This window comes from Pseudacidovorax intermedius, assembly GCF_003350475.1.
In the GTDB taxonomy this organism is placed as follows: domain Bacteria; phylum Pseudomonadota; class Gammaproteobacteria; order Burkholderiales; family Burkholderiaceae_C; genus Xenophilus; species Xenophilus intermedius.
On the sequence record NZ_QQAV01000003.1, the window covers coordinates 225,247 to 241,567 of the forward strand.

A 16,321-nucleotide genomic window follows, 5' to 3' on the forward strand; every position below is an offset into this window, starting at 1 on the left:
ATGAAGATCGCCGTCGTCGGCGCCGGCTACGTCGGCCTGGCCAATGCCGTGATGCTGGCGCGCCGGCACCATGTGGTGGTGCTGGACACCGATGCGCGCAAGGTCGAGGCCCTGCGCGCCGGCCTGAGCCCCATCGTCGACGCCGAGCTGCAGGCGCAGCTGGCCGGCGGCGGCCTGGACCTCAGCGCCACGCTGGACCGCAACCTGGCCTACGACGGCGCCGAGCTGGTGATCGTCGCCACGCCCACCGACTACGACCCGGTGGCCAACCATTTCGACACCCGCAGCGTGGACGCCGTGACGGCCGATGCGCTGGCCTGGGCGCCCCAGGCGCTGGTGGTCATCCGCTCCACCGTGCCCGTGGGCCACACGCGGGCGTTGCGCGCGCGCCTGGGCCACGAGGCCATCGTGTTCGCGCCGGAGTTCCTGCGCGAGGGCCGCGCGCTGCACGACAGCCTGCACCCCAGCCGCATCGTGGTGGGCGACACCGGCCCGCGCGGCCAGCGCGTGGCCGGCCTTCTGCGCGAAGGTGCCCTCGCGGCCGAAGTGCCGCTGCTGCTCACCGGCAGCACCGAGGCCGAGGCGATCAAGCTCTTCGCCAACACCTGCCTGGCCATGCGCGTGGCCTTCTTCAACGAGCTGGACACCTACGCCCTCAGCCACGGACTGGACCCGCGGCAGATCATCACCGGCGTGGGGCTCGATCCGCGCATCGGCCTGCACTACAACAACCCCAGCTTCGGCTACGGCGGCTACTGCCTGCCCAAGGACACGCAGCAGCTGCTGGCCAACTATGCCGACGTGCCGCAGAACCTGATCCGGGCCATCGTCACCGCCAACACCACGCGCAAGGACTTCCTGGCGCGCGACATCCTGGCCCGCATGAACGGCGCCACGCGCACGGTTGGCATCTACCGGCTGACCATGAAGGCCGGCTCGGACAACTTCCGCACCAGCAGCGTGCAGGGCATCATGAAGCGCATCAAGGCCAAGGGCGTGCCGGTGATCGTGTACGAGCCCACGCTCGCCGACGACCAGTTCTTCGGCTCGCCGGTGGTGCGGGATCTGGCGCAGTTCAAGCGCGAGGCTGCGCTGATCGTGGCCAATCGCAGCACGCCAGAACTGCAGGACGTGCAGGACCGTGTCTACACCCGCGACCTCTTTGGCGGGGACTGACGCAAGCGCTCAGCCTCCCAGCGCCTCGCCCGCACTCACGAAGCGGCGCTCGCGCATCCACTTGGTGACGACCCACTTCTCGCCCTGCTCCACGGGGCTGCTGGCATGCAGGCAGCGCGGGTCCACGCCGCCCTGGCCGTCGCCGTACTCGAAGTAGCAGGCATGGCCCTGCACGGGCGAAAAGGCCAGTCCCAGGTGGGGAAACACGGTCTGGCCGCCCGCCGGCACGTCGTTGAGGTAGGTCACCAGCGTGCTCACGCGCTGGCCGCTGCGCGCCACCGACTCGCGGTTGGCGGCATTGGTGGGCGCCAGGTAGTCGTGGTGCGGTTCGCTGCCCGCACCGGCGGGATAGTGCAGCACCTGGAGGCCCTCGCCGTTCTCCAGCGGCAGGTTCATCAGCGCCGACAGGCGACGGTCGAGCCGCGCCACCAGGTCGTTCTCGCCCAGGCGGAAGAACATGCCCCAGCTGGTGCGGTGCTCGCTGACCACGTCCCGGCCGCTCATCGGATCGACGAGCGTGGACGGCCGCAGCCGCGGGCGTGCCATGTCGATGAGGGCACGGCATTCGTCGGCATCCAGCACCGGGCCCAGCGCGGCCCACACGGGATCGCGACCGCGCGCGTGGACGGTGACCTCGCGGTCCACCGCGGCGATGCGGTGGCCCGGCGCCAGTCGCGGCCGGGCGATGAAGGGCCGTGCCGACTCGTCGTCCGGCAGGGCCACGCTGTCCACCGGCGGGGCCACTCCTCGTTGGCGGGCGTCCACGAAGGCCGCGACGATGGCCCGCGCCGCACCGGCCGCCATGCCCTGGCCCACCATCGCGTCGACCAGACCATCGGGCGGCGCGCCGGCATCGAGGTTGTGGGTGATCCAGTGGCCCAGCTCGGGCAGGAAGCGAAGGACGGTGCTCATGACCGCGCCATGATCGGCCGGGCTGGCAACCCGAAGCCTGACGGCACGATCGGGCGCACGGCCTGCCGTAGCGCGAGGCGCCGTCGCAGGCCACGCCACTGCACCATCGCCGAGCGCACGGCCATCGCCACGCCGGTCATCACCAGCAGGCTGAAGACCACGTCGCTGGCAAAGTGCCCGCCCTGCGCCACACGCGCCGCGCCCAGGAGCAGGCACAGCAGCGCGCCAGCCGCCCACCAGCGCCGGCGCACCCGCCGCACGCCCCACAGGCCGAAGCCCGCGATCACGAAGCCGGTGGCCGCATGGCCGCTGACGAAGGAGCAGTTGCGCTCGCAGGCCCGCGAGAGGCTGCCCACCGGCACATAGTCGCTGGGGCCGCCGAAGGGCTTGACCTGTTGCGGCCGCGGACGGCCCACATGCTCCTTCAGGCCCTGGTTGACGACGAGGCACACGCCCAGCATCAGCAACGCCACGGCGGCCAGCAGCCGGCCACGCCAGCGCCGCGCCGCGCCGCAGGGAATGCGGCGCGCGGGCACCAGCAGCACCAGCAGGCCCGCCACGCCGAGCACGCGACCGACCTGCGGCACCAGCCGCCAGAGGTCCAGCACCCCGTGGTACAGGTTGCCGATGAAGCCGGTGGGAATCTGCGGCAGGTAGAAGGGCGCGGACGCGGCCAGGTCCAGCACCGGCCAGGTGCGAAAGACCAGGCCGCACAGCAGCACGGCGGCCAGCCAGCCCAGCCAGGCGGCCTGGCGCGGACTCATGGCGCGCCGTTCCATCGCAGCAGCACCATGCCGCCCATGCGCATCAGCGGCTGCCAGGTGGGCAGCGTGCCGTCCGCACCGGGCGGTCGGCGGCCCGCCGGCAAGGCGGCGAGCTGTGAGGCCAGGCTGTCGATCTGGTCCTCGCGCGCCAGGGCCAGGTCGCCCGGCCGGGGCGGGCGCCGCGGCGCCTCGCGCCGGGCATAGACGGCCACGCTGGGCAGGTGCAGGCCCCACTGCACCAGCGTCGCGCCGGCGGGGGGCGCGGTCTGCGCCAGCACGGCCGCGGCCCGCTGGCCGGCCTCGCGCACCGGCGCCTGCAGCTGCCGGCCCCACCAGGGCACCACGGCCAGCGTCATCACGAGGGCCATCACCACGCCCGCCGCGCTCCATCGCGCAGAGGCCGGCAGCCGCCGCAGATTCACCAGCATCGCCACGCCTATCACCGCCACCAGGGCAGCGGCGCCCAGCGGCGCCAGCGCAGCCGGCTGGCCGATGAGCGCGCGATACAGCGGGTTGGCGATGCCCGCGGTATGCAGGGCGATCCAGGCCGTCACCGCAACGGCGGCGGCCGGCCAGATCGCCAGCAGGCCCGCCTGCATGCGCAGTCCCCAGCGCGCGCCGCCCGCGCTCTCCAGCCAGCGCGCCGCCTCGCGCCCCGCGAGCAGCGCCACCGGCGTGAAGCCGTACAGCACATAGTGCGGCAGCTTGGTGCCCGAGAAGCTGAAGAAGACCAGCACGAAGCCTGCCCACAGCAGCAGGTAGCGGCCCAGCGGCTCGCGCCAGGTGGCGCGCAGGCGGGCCAGCAGCGGCACCAGCAGCGGCGTCCACGGCAGCATCAGCAGGGGCAGCAGCACGACGTAATACAGCAGGCTGCCGCCATGGCCTTCCAGCGATCCGCCGTAGCGCTGCAGGTTGTGGCGCAACAGGAAGCCGTCGACGAAGGCCATGCCATGCCGGTGCAGCGCGTAGGCATACCAGGGCAACGCGACGGCCGCGAAGATGAGCCACGCCCAGCCGTCGCCCAGCAGTGCCCGCAGCCGTGCCGCCAGCTGCGCACGGCCCGAGAAGGCCATCCACAGCAGCAGCGCCGCACCCGGCACCAGCAGCGCCACGGGGCCCTTGGTGAGCACGCCCAGGCCGCACCACAGCGCGGCTCGTCTCAAGGCCCCACGCGCATCGCCCTCGCCTTCGGCATGGCGCCACAGCTCCAGCGCCGTGAGCGCGAGCCACAGGTTGAGCAGCGCATCGGCCGTGGCTGCGCGGCCGATCAGCAGCACGCCCGCGCTGGTGCCCAGCACCGTGCCGGCCAGCATGGCGGCACGCTGGCCCCAGCGCGGCCAGGCGAAGGCCGCCACGGCCAGCATCCAGGCCCAGGTGGCGAGGCCCGAGGGCAGGCGCAGGGCCGCCTCGTTCAGGCCGAAAAGCTGCACGCTCGCCGCCTGCAGCCAGTAGATGAGGATGGGCTTGTCGAAGCGCGGCTCGCCGTTCAGCGTGGTGTGGCCCCAGTCGCCGCTGGCCAGCATCTCGCGCGTGGCCTCGGAGAAGGCGCCTTCGTCCACGTCGAACAGCGGCGCCAGCCCCAGGCCCAGCAGCGCGACCAGGCCCATGGCCAGGGCCCACAGCGCCATCGTCCGGCGCTCGTCGGCGGGCCGCGTCGCGATGAACTCAGCCACGCGCATCGGCGCTCCCGGTGCACCAGCCCTCGGCGGCCGGCGGTGCCTCGGCCTGCCCGCGCCGCAGCACATAGGGCGAGCCGTGCTGGCCGCCGTAGTAGATGCGGGTGACCAGCTCCGCCAGCACGCCCGTCATCAGCAGCTGCAGCCCGCCCAGCAGGCAGAAGAAGCCCAGCGACAGCAGTGGCCGGCCACCGATGTCGTGGCCCGCCAGCTTGAGTGCCGCCAGGTACGTCAGGATGAGCGCGCCCGCCCCGCCCACCGACAGCCCCAGCACGCCGAAGAAGTGCCCCGGCCGCGCCGCGAAGCGCATGAAGAAGGTGATGGCCAGCAGATCCACCACCACCCGCAGCGTGCGCGAGAGGCCGTACTTGGACTGGCCCGCACGGCGCGGATGGTGCGCCACCGGCTCCTGCGCCATGCGCGCGGGCGAGGTCACGGTCGCCAGCCACGCGGGGATGAAGCGGTGCATCTCGCCATACAGCCGCACCTCGCGCAGCGTCTCGGCGCGGAAGGCCTTGAGGCTGCAGCCCAGGTCCTCGAAGTCCAGGCCGGTCACGCGGCGGATCAGCCGGTTGGCCAGGTGCGAAGGCAGCTTGCGCAGCCAGAGCCCATCCTGCCGGTCGCGGCGCCAGCCGGCCACGATGTCCAGGTCCTCGGCCAGCAGGCGGCGCACCAGGCGCGGGATGTCGCGCGGATCGTTCTGCAGGTCGCCGTCGAGCGTGACGATGACGTCGCCGCGCGCCGCGTCGATGCCCGCCTGCATGGCGGCCGTCTGCCGGAAGTTGCGCGCCAGGCGCAGCACGCGCACATGCGGGCCCAGCTCGGCGGCGCGGCGCTCCAGCGCGGGGCCGGTGCCGTCCTGGCTGCCGTCGTCGACCACGATCAGCTCCCAGGGCGCGGGGTAATGGGCCAGCGCCGCCTGCACGGCGTCGACCAGGGCGGCGGCGTTCTCGACCTCGTTGTACATGGGCACGACGACGGAAAGCCGGTGCGGCGGCATCAGCGCGGTGTCGCGCGCGAGCAGATGGGTGGGGTCGGTGCGGTCCATGGCAGGGCAAGGGTTGGGATTCACGACAGCGCCCGAGCAGGCGCTGCAAAGCCGCGGCGCGCCGCCAGCACGAGCAGCGCTGCGCCCACGCTCACTAGCAGCCAGAGGGCATGCACCAGCAGGGCGGCGCCGATGACGGCGCCTGCGTCCACCGGCCCCGCGCCAGCGGCACAGGCATGCACGCCCGCCAACGCGCCGGCCTCGAACACGCCCAGCCCGGCGGGCGCCTGCAGCGGCAGGGCCGCACCGGCCTCGGCCCCGGCCGCGCCACACCAGCCGAGCGCGGCAGGATGCAGCCCCGCCGCATGCAGCAGCAGGGCCGAGACGCCCAGCTTGATGGCCCAGTTGGCCGCGCAGAAGACCCAGGAGCGCCAGCCGCCCCGGCCCCCATACAGCCCCTGCAGCAGGCGCTGCAGCCGGGGCGCGCCGTCGGCCTCGATCACGTCGCCCACGCGCCCGACCCAGCCACTGCGCAGCACCACGGCCGTCAACAGGACCAGCGCGGCGACGGCGGCCAGCGCCAGGGCCGGCGACACCAGCAGCGCCAGCACCATCGTGCCCAGCACGGCCGCGTCCTGCAGGCGCAGCCACAGCAGGCTGGGCAGCGACTGGGCCAGCGGCACCTGCCAGCGGCGGTGCAGCCACCAGGCATAGCCCGCCTCGCCGGTGCGCAGCGGCAGCAGCGACACGGCCGCGTTGTGCCAGGCGAACAGCACCAGGCAGTCGACGAAGCGCGCGCCGGTGCGGGCGCGCCATTCGGCATGCAGCCGTGCTGCACGCAGCCCGTAGGTGGCCAGCACGCCCGCCAGCGCCAGGGCCCAGGTCGCGGCCGGCATGCGCCGAGCGGTGCCGGCCAAGGCGCGGGCATCCACGTCACTGAGCAGCCAGGCCAGCAGCAGCAGCGCAACCAGCGCCGACAGGGCCTGCATCGCTCGGCGAATCGCGGAACCGGCACGCAGCGGCATGGGGCTCACCCCGCCCGTTCCGCCATCCAGCCGGAGCGGCGCCCCGACACGGCAGGCACCGCCACCCAGCGCAGGCGCAGCAGGCCACCGGCCACGCCGGCCAGGCCTAGGGCCCACTGCAGCGGCGCGCCCAGCGGATAGCCGGTCGTCGTCCAGAGCATGGCCAGGCCCGCACCCACCTGCACCAGGGCCATCCCCGCCTGGGCCCGGCGCCGCGTGAGCAGGCCGCTGAGGTCCCAGCGCTGCGCCGCCCGCAGGCTGAGCGCCGCCGCCACCAGGCCCAGTGCCGCGCCCGCCAGCACATCGCTGGGCCAGTGCGCGCCCACCGCGATGCGCGACAGCCCCACCGCCGCGGCCGTGCCCCACAGCAGCGCGCGCTGCGCCGCGGTGCACTGGCGCGTGTGCAGCAGCACCCAGACGAAGGCGAAGGCCGCCAGTGCATGACCCGAGGGCATGGCCAGGTGCACCAGCGGATCGCCGATCACATGCAGCTGTTCCGGCGGCAGCACGCCCGGCGGGCGCAGCTGCACGAACACGCGCTTGGGCACATGGGACAGCAGCCCGCCCAGCGGAAAGGCCCACATCAGCGCGTTGATGAGCCGCATCGCCCCACGCTCGCGGCCCGGCGACAGCGCCAGGCCGACCAGCCCGATGGACAGGCCCAGCCCCAGCACGCTCAGGCCCGACCAGAGCGTGTCGGGCAGCGCAGCCGCCAGCGCATTGAGCCCACGAAAGAGCGGCAGGTCGGCCTCGGTCAGGCGCAGCAGCAGCGCGCCGAGCAGCAGGGCCGCCACCGCGAAGGACAGCCGGCGCATCGGTGGCGCCGGAGACGCTGGGGAGACGGAATTCGTGTTCGAGGACATGGCGCAGCGGGGCAACGGTCAACGCGGACGGCATGACGGTAGGCAGGCTCCATGTCAGCGGTGCGACGGAAAGCTGAATGCCACATGGCTGACTTGTGGCGGCGTCACATTGCGGCCCATGACCTCCGTGCTCGTGACCGGCGCTGCCGGCTTCATCGGCGCCCATGCCGCGGCGGCCCTGGCGCGGGCCGGCCACCGCGTCGTGGGCTGCGACAGCTTCAACAGCTATTACGACCCGCGGCTCAAGCACGCCCGCGTCCAGGCCCTGCTGGCGCCGCTGGGCGTGGAGGTGGCGCCGCTGGACCTGTCGGACGTGTCCGCCACCCAGGCCTTCTGGGCCCGCCACCGCTGCGAGGTGGTGCTGCACCTGGCCGCGCAGGCCGGCGTGCGCCATTCGGTGCAGCGGCCGCTGGAGTACGCCACGGCCAACCTGGTGGGCTTCGCCTCGGTGCTGGAGGCCTGCCGGTTGAACGGCGTCCGCCACCTGCTCCACGCCAGCTCATCGAGCGTGTATGGCCAGCGGGCCGACGCGCCCTTCCGCGAGCAGGACAGCACCGATGCGCCGGCCTCCTTCTATGCCGCCACCAAGAAGGCCAACGAGCTGATGGCCCATGCCACGGCGGCCGTGCACGGCCTGCCGGCCACCAGCCTGCGCTTCTTCACGGTGTACGGGCCCTGGGGCCGGCCCGACATGGCCTACTGGGGCTTTGCCGAAGCCATCCAGGCGGGCCGGCCGATCACGCTGTATGGCCACGGCCTGCTGCAGCGCGACTTCACCTGCATCGATGACGTGGTGGATGCGCTGCTGCGCCTGGTGCGGCGCGGCCCGCCGGTGCCCGATGCGGAGGGCGTGCCCTGCGAGGTGTTCAACCTCGGCCACCGACAGCCGGTGCGCGTCGTCGACTTCGTGGCGCAGCTCGAAGCGGCGCTGGGCCGCCGCGCCGTGGTGAACTTCGCGCCGCGGCCAGTGGGCGATGTCGCGCTCACCTGCGCCGACCCGTCTCGGCTGGAGGCGGCCATCGGCCCCTGGGCGGTCACGCCGCTGGCGGAGGGGCTGCCGCGCTTCGTGCGGTGGCTGCGGCGGTGGAAGGGGTGGGACGAAGACCCGGTGCCCGGAGCGCGTCAGCTCGCCACCGCCTGAGCCATCCGCCCGGCGCAGCTCAGCGCCGGCCGAGCAGCCGGTACTCCCGCGGCGTGCAGCCCGTGGCGCGGCGGAAGGCCTTGGAGAAGCTCGCGGCCGTGGAGAAGCCCGCCGCATAGGCGATCTCCTCAATGGGGCATTCGCGTTCGCGCAGCCAGGCCTTGGCCCGCGCGATGCGCCGCTCGGCGACGAAGGCATGGGGCGGCTGGCCGGTCGCGGCGCGGAAGCTGCGGGTGAAGTGGCCCACGCTCATGCAGGCGACCTCGGCCAGCTCGGCCACGCTGAGCTCCAGGTCCAGCCTCGCATCGATGGCATCGAGCACCCGGGCCAGCCGTCGGCTGTCCATCGGGCGCGCCGCCTTCTCTACCAACGGCCGGGCGGGCCCTTCCTCGGCATAGTGGCGCAGCAGGTGGGCGCTGAGCGCCACCGACAGGCTTTCCACCAATAGCCGGCCGGCGCCCGACTCCTGGTCCAGCTCGGCCACGATCTGCTGCGCGACGGCCGCCACGAAGGGATCGTGCTCGATGGTCTGGTAGCGCAGCACGGCGCGCGCAGGGTCGATGTCGAACTCGCGCTGCACCGTGTCGGCGAAGGGCCGGGCCGGCAGGAACAGGTGCAGGCAGTCGGCCATAGGCTCGACCACGTTGATGTATTCCTCTTCGATGCCGGCGGGGCACAGCCAGATGGTGCCCGGCCGCCCCACGGTGTTCTCGCGCCGGCCGCCGCCCCGGCGGTCCACGCGGGTGTGGCCGCCAAGCTGGATGGCGACCTCGGTGTCACGCGGCACCAGCCGCGGCAGCTCGCCCGCCGCATGGCTCCAGCGCTCGGCCAGCACATGACGCCAGCCCTGCGCGTTGGAGGTCTGGTGCATCGTGCTGTTGACGTACTTGTCGACCGAATGTCCCAACATGGTGCTGGCGGGGTTGTCGATGCGCCGCGGCGGTGGGCGGGGGGCGCCGCACGCAGTTTCCATGCCAATGGTCGACATGGCCGAGCGGGACAAGAACAGAGCAAACCCGGACAAGGGATTCAGGGCACGGGCTCGCCAGACTCGATGCATCCCACCGATGCGCCGACGAGCGAAAGGAACCCCATGACCCGCACCACCGTGATGGGCGCCTGCCCGCACGACTGCCCCGACACCTGCTCCCTCATCACCACGGTGGAAGATGGCAAGGCCATCGCCGTGCGCGGCAATCCCGACCATCCCTTCACCCGCGGCCGGCTGTGCGTCAAGGTCAACAACTACCAGGACCGTGTCTACAGCGACCAGCGCCTGCTCTACCCCATGCGGCGCACCGGCCCCAAGGGCAGCGGCCAGTTCGAGCGCATCGGCTGGGACGAAGCCATTGCCGAGATCGCCGCGCGCTTCCAGGACGTGATCGCGCAGGACGGGCCGCAGGCCATCCTGCCCTACAGCTACCTGGGCACGCAGGGCATCCTCAACGGCCTGAACGTGGGCGATCCGCTGTTCAACAAGCTGGGCGCCACCGTGTGCGAGCGCACCTTCTGCGACTCGGGCTCGTGCACCGCCTACATGATGACCATCGGCCACACGCCGGGCGTGGACCCCGAGAGCTTCGTGCATGCGCGCTACATCATCCTGTGGGCCTGCAACACGCTCAGCACCAACTCGCACCACTGGCCCTTCATCGAGCAGGCCAGGAAGAACGGCGCCAAGCTGGTGGTGATCGACCCGGTGCGCACGCGCACCGCGCGGCTGGCCGACTGGCACATCCCCATCCGCCCCGGCACCGACGGCGCACTGGCGCTGGCCATGGCGCACATCCTGATCAAGGAAGGCCGGCTGGACCGCGACTACATCGCGCAGCACACCGTCGGCTTCGACGAGCTGGCCGAGCGGGTGGCGCGGTACACGCCCGAGTTCGCGGCCGAGGAAACGGGCATTCCGGTCGAGGACATCCTCAAGCTCACGCGCGAATACGCCAGCACGCCGCCGGCCGTGATCCGCATCGGCGTGGCGGTGGAGCGCCATGCCGGCGGCGGGCAAACGGTGCGCGCCATCTCCTGCCTGCCGGCGCTGATCGGCGCCTGGAAGCATGTGGGCGGCGGCCTGCTGCAGCTGCCCATCTGGGCCTTCCCGGTCAACTGGCCGGGCCTGATGCGACCGGACCTGCAGCCGACCTCGATGCGCGTGATCAACAGCTGGCGACTGGGCCCGGCGCTCAATGGCGAGCTGCCGTCGGGGCCGCCCATCCGCGCCCTCTTCGTCTACAACGCCAACCCCATGGCCATGGTGTGCGAACAGGACAGGATCGCGCAGGGTCTGATGCGCGAGGACCTGTTCACCGTGGTCAGCGAGCACTTCATGACCGACACGGCACGCTATGCCGACATCGTGCTGCCCGCCACTACCCAGCTGGAGCAGGAGGACATCATGTTCTCCTGGGGCCACCTCTACCTCAGCTACAACAACCAGGCCATCGCGCCGCTGGGCGAGGCCATTCCCAACACCGAACTCTTCCGCCGGCTGGCGAAGGCGCTGGGCATGGACGACCCCTTCTTCCAGCGCAGCGACGCGCAGATGATCGCGGAGTCGATGGACTGGAGCAGCCCCGTGATGCAGGGCATCACGCTGAACGAGCTCAAGGCGCGCGGCTACATGCGCCTGACCATGCCCGCCGCGGCCGACTGGGCGCCGCACCGCGAGGGCAACTTTCCGACGCCTTCGGGCAAGTGCGAATTCAAGTCCTCATTGGCCGAAGGGGGCAACTTCGTCGCGCCGCTGTTCCGCCAGGGCTACGGCGCCGACCAGTCCGGCGAGCCGGTGGACCCGCTGCCGCACTACATCCGTCCCAACGAGACGCCAGCCACCGCGCCGGCGCTGGCCGAGCGCTACCCGCTGAGCCTGATCTCGCCCAAGAGCCATGCCTTCCTCAACTCCAACTTCGGCAACCTGCCGGCGCAGCAGATGCAGGCCGGCGAGGAACAGCTGGTGCTGCTGCATCCGGAAGACGCCGGCCGGCGCGGCATCGAGGCCGGCACGCCCATCCGCGTGTTCAACGACCGCGGTGCCTTCGAGGCCAAGGCCACGCTGTCGGCCGACGTGATGCCCGGCCTGGTGGTGGCGCCCTCGGGCTACTGGCACCGCAGCAGCCGTGGCACCGGCAACGTGCATGCAATCACGCCGACCGTGTTCGCGGACCTCGGGCGCGCGCCGACCTTCTCGGACACGCTGGTCCAGGTCGCGGCCCTCTGATTGGAGACAGACACCCCCATGGCCTACGTCGTCACCGACCTGTGCAGCGGCTGCCGCTACACCGAATGCGTCACCGTCTGTCCCGTGGAGTGCTTCCACGTCGACGAGCGCATGACCTACATCGACCCCGACAACTGCATCGACTGCGGCGGCTGCGCGCCCATCTGCCCGGTCGGCGCCATCCAGGCGGACTTCCTGCTGGCTGCGGACAAGAAGGCGTGGATCGGCATCAACCGCGAGCGCGCCGCGCTGACGCCGGTGCTCACGCAGCGCCTGCCGCCGCTGCCGGGCGCGCCAGCGCTGCCGCAGGGCGCAGGCGCATGAGTGCCCCGCCCATCGCCCCTCGCATCGCCATCGTCGGCGCCGGCCCCAGCGGCTTCTACACCGCCGAGGCGCTGCTGCGCGCCGGCACCCCCGGCCTGCAGGTGGACCTGATCGAGCGCCTGCCCGTGCCGCACGGCCTGGTGCGCTACGGCGTGGCGCCCGACCATCCCAAGCTCAAGCAGGTGAGCGCCGTGTTCGAGCGCATCGCCGCCATGCCGGGCCTGCGCTTCGTCGGCGGCGTGGCGCTGGGCCAGGATGTGAAGCTGGAAGACCTGCGCCGCAGCTACCACGCGGTGGTGCTGGCCACCGGCGCCGCGCAGAGCCGGCGCCTTGGCATACCCGGCGAGGACCTGCCCGGCTGCCATGCGGCCGGCGACTTCGTCGGCTGGTACAACGGCCACCCCGACCAGCGCGACTGCCACTTCCACCTCTCGGCGGAACGGGCGGTGGTGGTGGGGAACGGCAACGTGGCGCTGGACGTCGCGCGCATCCTGCTGCGGCCGGTGGACGAACTGCGCCGCACCGACATCGCCGCCCATGCGCTCGATGCGCTGGCCGACAGCCGCGTGCGCGAGGTGGTGGTGGTAGGCCGCCGCGGGCCGGCGCAGACGCGCTTCTCGCTCAAGGAGCTGCACGAGTTCGGCACCCTGGCCGGCTGCGATGCGCTGCTGGACGGCAGCGACTGGACGGCGCACAGCTTCGATCCGCCGCCGAGCGTGGATGCCGAAGGCCGCGCGGCGATCCAACTGCTGCAAGGCTTTTCGACGCATGCGCCTGCGCAGTCGAGGCGCTGCGTGTTCCGCTTCCATCTGGCACCTGCGGCCATCAGCGGCCACGGCCGGGTGCAGGCCATGCACTTCGTCCGCCCGCCGGCGGCCCCGGCCGGCGGCGAGCTGACGCTGGATTGCGGCCTGGTCTTCGCCAGCGTGGGCCGACGCGCGTTGCCGCTGCCCGGTGTGCCCTACGACGCCGGGCGAGGCGTGCATGCCAACGCGCACGGACGCATCACCGACGCCGGCCGCCCGGTCGCCGGCCTGTATGTCTGCGGCTGGGCCAAGCGAGGGCCGCAGGGCACCATCGGCAGCAACCGCGCTTGCGGCGTGCAGACGGCCGAAGCGGTGCTGGCCGACCTGCCCCTGCTGCGCGAGCGGCCGGTGTCGACCACCCCCGCCATGCAGGCCGCCTGCGAACGCGCCGTGGACCATGGCGCCTGGCAGCGCATCGATCGCGCGGAACTGGCCCGCGGCACCGCCGTGGGCAAGCCGCGCGAGAAATTCGTCGACGTGGACGCGATGCGGGCCGCCGCCCGCCTGGAGGCCGCCGCATGCTGATGGACACCCGCTGCCGGGGCGCGCTGCCGCCGCTGGTCGACCCCTTCGGCCGCGCGGTGCGCTACCTGCGCCTGTCGGTCACCGACCGCTGCAACCTGCGCTGCGTCTACTGCATGCCGCAGGACATGCGCTTCGCGCCCAGCCCGGCGCTGCTGTCGCTGGAGGAGCTGGAGCGCGTGGCGCGTGCCTTCATGCGCCAGGGCGTGCGCAAGCTGCGCATCACGGGCGGCGAGCCGCTGGTGCGCCGCGGCATCCTCTCGCTGTTCGAGGGCCTGTCCGATGGCCTGCGGGACGGCTCGCTGGACGAGCTGACGCTCACCACCAACGGCACCCGCCTGCCGCAGCTGGCGCAAGGGCTGGCCGCTGCCGGCGTGCGCCGCATCAACATCTCGCTCGACACGCTCGATGCCGATCGCTTTGCGCAGCTCACGCGCGGCGGCTCGCTGCAGGCCGTGCTGGACGGCATCGACGCCGCGCTGGACGCGGGCTTGGCCGTCAAGCTCAATGCCGTCGCGCTGCGCGGCAGCACCGAGCACGAGATCCATGACCTGATCGCCTTCGCGCATGGCCGGGGCATGGCGCTGACGCTGATCGAGACCATGCCGCTGGGCGACACCGGCATGGACCGGGCCGACGGCTTCCTGAGCCTGGCGGCGCTGCGCCGGCAGATCGCGCAGCGCTGGACGCTTGCCGACGTGGCCGAACGCAGCGGCGGCCCGGCCCGCTATGCGCGCGTGGCGCAGACCGGCGGCCTGCTGGGCTTCATCACACCGCTCACGCAGCACTTCTGCGGCGACTGCAACCGCGTGCGCGTCACCGCCATGGGCTTGCTCCACACCTGCCTGGGCCACGAGGACGGCACCGACCTGCGAAGCACGCTGCGTGCCTCGGCAAGCGACGATGCGCTGCACGCCGCCATCGACGGCGCCATCGCCCGCAAGCCGCAGGGCCACGACTTCCGCATCACCGGGCGCGAACATCCCGTGCGGCTGGTGCGGCACATGTCGGTGACCGGCGGATAGGCCGCGCGGGGCAGGGTCGAAGGCGGGCGCGCTAGCATCGCCGCCTTCGTACCCACCCCATGCATCTCCACGACCTGCGCCTTCGCCTGCGCGCCGCCGGCGCGGGCCCCAGCCACGAGCACCGCATCCTGCGCACCTGGTCGCAGGCGCTGCCGCGCGATGGCGGCAAGCGACCGACCGCCAACTACTTTCCCGCCGGCCTGCTGGCCGAACTGCCCGCCATCGATGCCGAGCTGGCGGCGCTGGCGCGCGTGCAGACGGTGCACCCCGGTGAGGACGGCTCCGAGCGCCTGCTGGTGGGCCTGGCCGATGGCCAGACGGTGGAAAGCGTGCTGCTGCCGCGCGGCGGCGTGTGCGTCTCGTCGCAGGTCGGCTGCGCGGTGGGCTGCCAGTTCTGCATGACGGGCCAGGCCGGCCTGCTGCGCCAGGTGCGCAGCGCCGAGATCGTGGCCCAGGTGGCCCTGGCGCGGGCCCGGCGACCGGTGAGCCGCGTGGTGTTCATGGGCATGGGCGAGCCCTCGCACAATCTCGACGGCGTGCTGGAGGCCATCGACTTCCTGGGCACCGTGGGCAACGTCGGCCACAAGAACCTGGTCTTCTCGACCGTGGGCGATCCGCGTGCCTTCGAGCGGCTGCACCGGCAGACGGTGCGGCCGGCGCTGGCCCTGTCGCTGCACACCACCGATGCCGCGCTGCGCCGCCGTCTGCTGCCGCGCGCGCCCGACCTCACGCCCGAGCAACTGGTGGACGCGGCCGATGCGTACGCCCGCGCCAGCGGCTACCCGGTGCAGTACCAGTGGACGTTGCTGGAAGGCATCAACGACCGGTCCGAGGACATCGAGGGCCTGGTACGACTGCTGCGCGGCCGCTGGGGCGTGCTCAACCTGATCCCCTTCAACAGCGTGGAAGGCAGCGGCTTCGCCCGGCCCACGCTGGAGCGCTGCGAGCGCATGGCGCGCACGCTGCACGAGCGCGGCATCCTGACCAAGCTGCGACATTCCGCGGGGCAGGATGTGGATGGCGGCTGTGGGCAGTTGCGGGCGCGGGCGCTGGGTGGTGCTACGCAGCCGCTGCGGCGGGCGCCTCGACCAGCGCCAGCACCCGAAGCGGACTGCCCGAGCCTTCCTCGATCTTGAGCGGCGCCGCGATGATCAGCGCGCCGGTGGGCGGCAGCTGGTCGAGGTTGCGCAGGCATTGCAGGCCGTAGCGGTTGGCGCCGTGCATCAGCGTGTGGCACGGGTAGGCCAGCGGCCAGGCATAGGACTGGCCGGCGTCGGTGTTGATGGTCTCCACGCCGAAGCCGTGCACCTCGCGCTCGCGGATCAGCCATTCCACCGCCGCCTGCGTGGGGCCGGGCGTGTGCGCGCCGTCCTCACGCATGTTGACGAAGGCGGCCGGGTCCGCCAGACGCTTCGACCAGTCGGTGCGCAGCAGCACCCAGGCGCCCTTCGGAATGCGGCCGTGCGCCGACTCCCATTCCTGCAGGAACTCCACCGTCAGCAGCCAGTCGTCGTTCTCGGCCACCTGCGCGCTGGCGTCGACCACTACGGCGGGCGCGATGAACTGCTCGGGTGCGATGGTGTCGACGGTGTTGCCCGCATGGTCGCGGCCGCTCACCCAGTGGGCGGGCGCGTCGAAATGCGTGCCCGTGTGTTCGCCGCAGGAGAAGTTGTTCCAGTACCAGCCCGGGCCGGCTTCGTCGTAGCGCGAGATGCGTTCCTTCTTGAAGGCCGCCACCTGGCCGAACTGGGGCGGCAGCTGAAGCGGCGGAAAGTCTTCGCTCAGCGTGTGGGTGAGGTCGATGGTGCGGATGGTCTGCGCGCGCATCGCCGCGGCAAGCTGGGTCAGTAGGCTCATCGGTGGTCCTGGTTGGAATGGA

Annotated in this window: 15 protein-coding genes; 7 read left to right on the forward strand and 8 right to left on the reverse strand. The window is 72.4% G+C overall.

Annotated elements, in window-relative coordinates; all coding sequences use genetic code 11:
• Positions 1-1,176 carry a nucleotide sugar dehydrogenase gene (locus DFR41_RS10530; protein ID WP_114802650.1) on the forward strand — a complete coding sequence of 392 codons (1,176 nt, stop codon included), beginning with the start codon at positions 1-3 and terminating at the stop codon, positions 1,174-1,176.
• Positions 1,177-1,185: 9 nt separating this feature from the next.
• Here the strand turns inward: DFR41_RS10530 and DFR41_RS10535 are convergent, their stop codons facing one another.
• Genes DFR41_RS10535 through DFR41_RS10560 form a run of 6 tightly spaced genes read right to left on the reverse strand, consistent with a single transcriptional unit; the run spans position 1,186 to position 7,404 of the window.
• Positions 1,186-2,088: a 2OG-Fe(II) oxygenase gene (locus DFR41_RS10535; protein WP_114802651.1), complete on the reverse strand. Its 903-nt coding sequence runs from the start codon at positions 2,086-2,088 to the stop codon at positions 1,186-1,188.
• The gene (locus DFR41_RS10540; RefSeq protein WP_170159345.1) at positions 2,085-2,852 is read right to left on the reverse strand and encodes a phosphatase PAP2 family protein; all 768 of its coding nucleotides are present in this window, start codon (positions 2,850-2,852) and stop codon (positions 2,085-2,087) included. Before DFR41_RS10540 ends, DFR41_RS10535 begins: the two co-directional genes overlap by 4 nt.
• Positions 2,849-4,525 carry an ArnT family glycosyltransferase gene (locus tag DFR41_RS10545; RefSeq protein WP_170159346.1) on the reverse strand — a complete coding sequence of 559 codons (1,677 nt, stop codon included), beginning with the start codon at positions 4,523-4,525 and terminating at the stop codon, positions 2,849-2,851. The genes DFR41_RS10540 and DFR41_RS10545 overlap by 4 nt, the downstream gene beginning before the upstream one ends.
• A complete protein-coding gene (locus DFR41_RS10550; RefSeq protein WP_114802654.1) occupies positions 4,518-5,576 on the reverse strand; it encodes a glycosyltransferase family 2 protein in 1,059 nt (352 codons plus the stop codon). The genes DFR41_RS10545 and DFR41_RS10550 overlap by 8 nt, the downstream gene beginning before the upstream one ends.
• A gap of 20 nt (positions 5,577-5,596) precedes the next feature.
• Complete coding sequence (locus DFR41_RS10555; RefSeq protein ID WP_170159347.1) at positions 5,597-6,505, reverse strand: lysylphosphatidylglycerol synthase domain-containing protein; 909 nt, start codon at positions 6,503-6,505, stop codon at positions 5,597-5,599.
• A gap of 41 nt (positions 6,506-6,546) precedes the next feature.
• The gene (locus DFR41_RS10560) at positions 6,547-7,404 is read right to left on the reverse strand and encodes a phosphatase PAP2 family protein (RefSeq protein WP_147284335.1); all 858 of its coding nucleotides are present in this window, start codon (positions 7,402-7,404) and stop codon (positions 6,547-6,549) included.
• Positions 7,405-7,522: 118 nt separating this feature from the next.
• Between DFR41_RS10560 and DFR41_RS10565 the strand changes: the two genes are divergently transcribed.
• The gene (locus tag DFR41_RS10565; protein WP_114802657.1) at positions 7,523-8,545 is read left to right on the forward strand and encodes an NAD-dependent epimerase/dehydratase family protein; all 1,023 of its coding nucleotides are present in this window, start codon (positions 7,523-7,525) and stop codon (positions 8,543-8,545) included.
• A 19-nt stretch (positions 8,546-8,564) separates the two neighbouring features.
• On the opposite strand, the gene DFR41_RS10570 is transcribed toward DFR41_RS10565, so the two are convergent.
• Positions 8,565-9,455 (reverse strand): helix-turn-helix domain-containing protein, encoded by an 891-nt coding sequence (locus DFR41_RS10570; RefSeq protein WP_114802658.1) that lies wholly within the window; start codon positions 9,453-9,455, stop codon positions 8,565-8,567.
• 183 nt (positions 9,456-9,638) lie between these two features.
• On the opposite strand from DFR41_RS10570, the gene DFR41_RS10575 reads away from it, so the two are divergent.
• From DFR41_RS10575 to DFR41_RS10595, 5 genes are read left to right on the forward strand one after another with little or no spacing between them, the layout of a single operon-like run.
• Positions 9,639-11,765, forward strand: coding sequence for a molybdopterin-containing oxidoreductase family protein (locus DFR41_RS10575; protein ID WP_114802659.1), 2,127 nt, complete (start codon positions 9,639-9,641; stop codon positions 11,763-11,765).
• A gap of 18 nt (positions 11,766-11,783) precedes the next feature.
• The gene (locus tag DFR41_RS10580) at positions 11,784-12,089 is read left to right on the forward strand and encodes a ferredoxin family protein (RefSeq protein WP_114802660.1); all 306 of its coding nucleotides are present in this window, start codon (positions 11,784-11,786) and stop codon (positions 12,087-12,089) included.
• A complete protein-coding gene (locus tag DFR41_RS10585) occupies positions 12,086-13,420 on the forward strand; it encodes an FAD-dependent oxidoreductase (protein WP_114802661.1) in 1,335 nt (444 codons plus the stop codon). The genes DFR41_RS10580 and DFR41_RS10585 overlap by 4 nt, the downstream gene beginning before the upstream one ends.
• Entirely contained in the window at positions 13,414-14,442 is a 1,029-nt protein-coding gene (moaA, locus tag DFR41_RS10590) for a GTP 3',8-cyclase MoaA (protein ID WP_114802662.1), read from the forward strand. Before DFR41_RS10585 ends, moaA begins: the two co-directional genes overlap by 7 nt.
• A 59-nt stretch (positions 14,443-14,501) precedes the next feature.
• A complete protein-coding gene (locus DFR41_RS10595; protein WP_114802663.1) occupies positions 14,502-15,578 on the forward strand; it encodes an RNA methyltransferase in 1,077 nt (358 codons plus the stop codon).
• Here DFR41_RS10595 and DFR41_RS10600 read toward each other — a convergent pair.
• Positions 15,502-16,299, reverse strand: a complete 798-nt coding sequence (locus DFR41_RS10600; RefSeq protein ID WP_114802664.1) for a cyclase family protein — start codon at positions 16,297-16,299, stop codon at positions 15,502-15,504. The two genes, DFR41_RS10595 and DFR41_RS10600, sit on opposite strands and share 77 nt — an antisense overlap.
• Between the last annotated feature and the right edge of the window lie 22 nt (positions 16,300-16,321).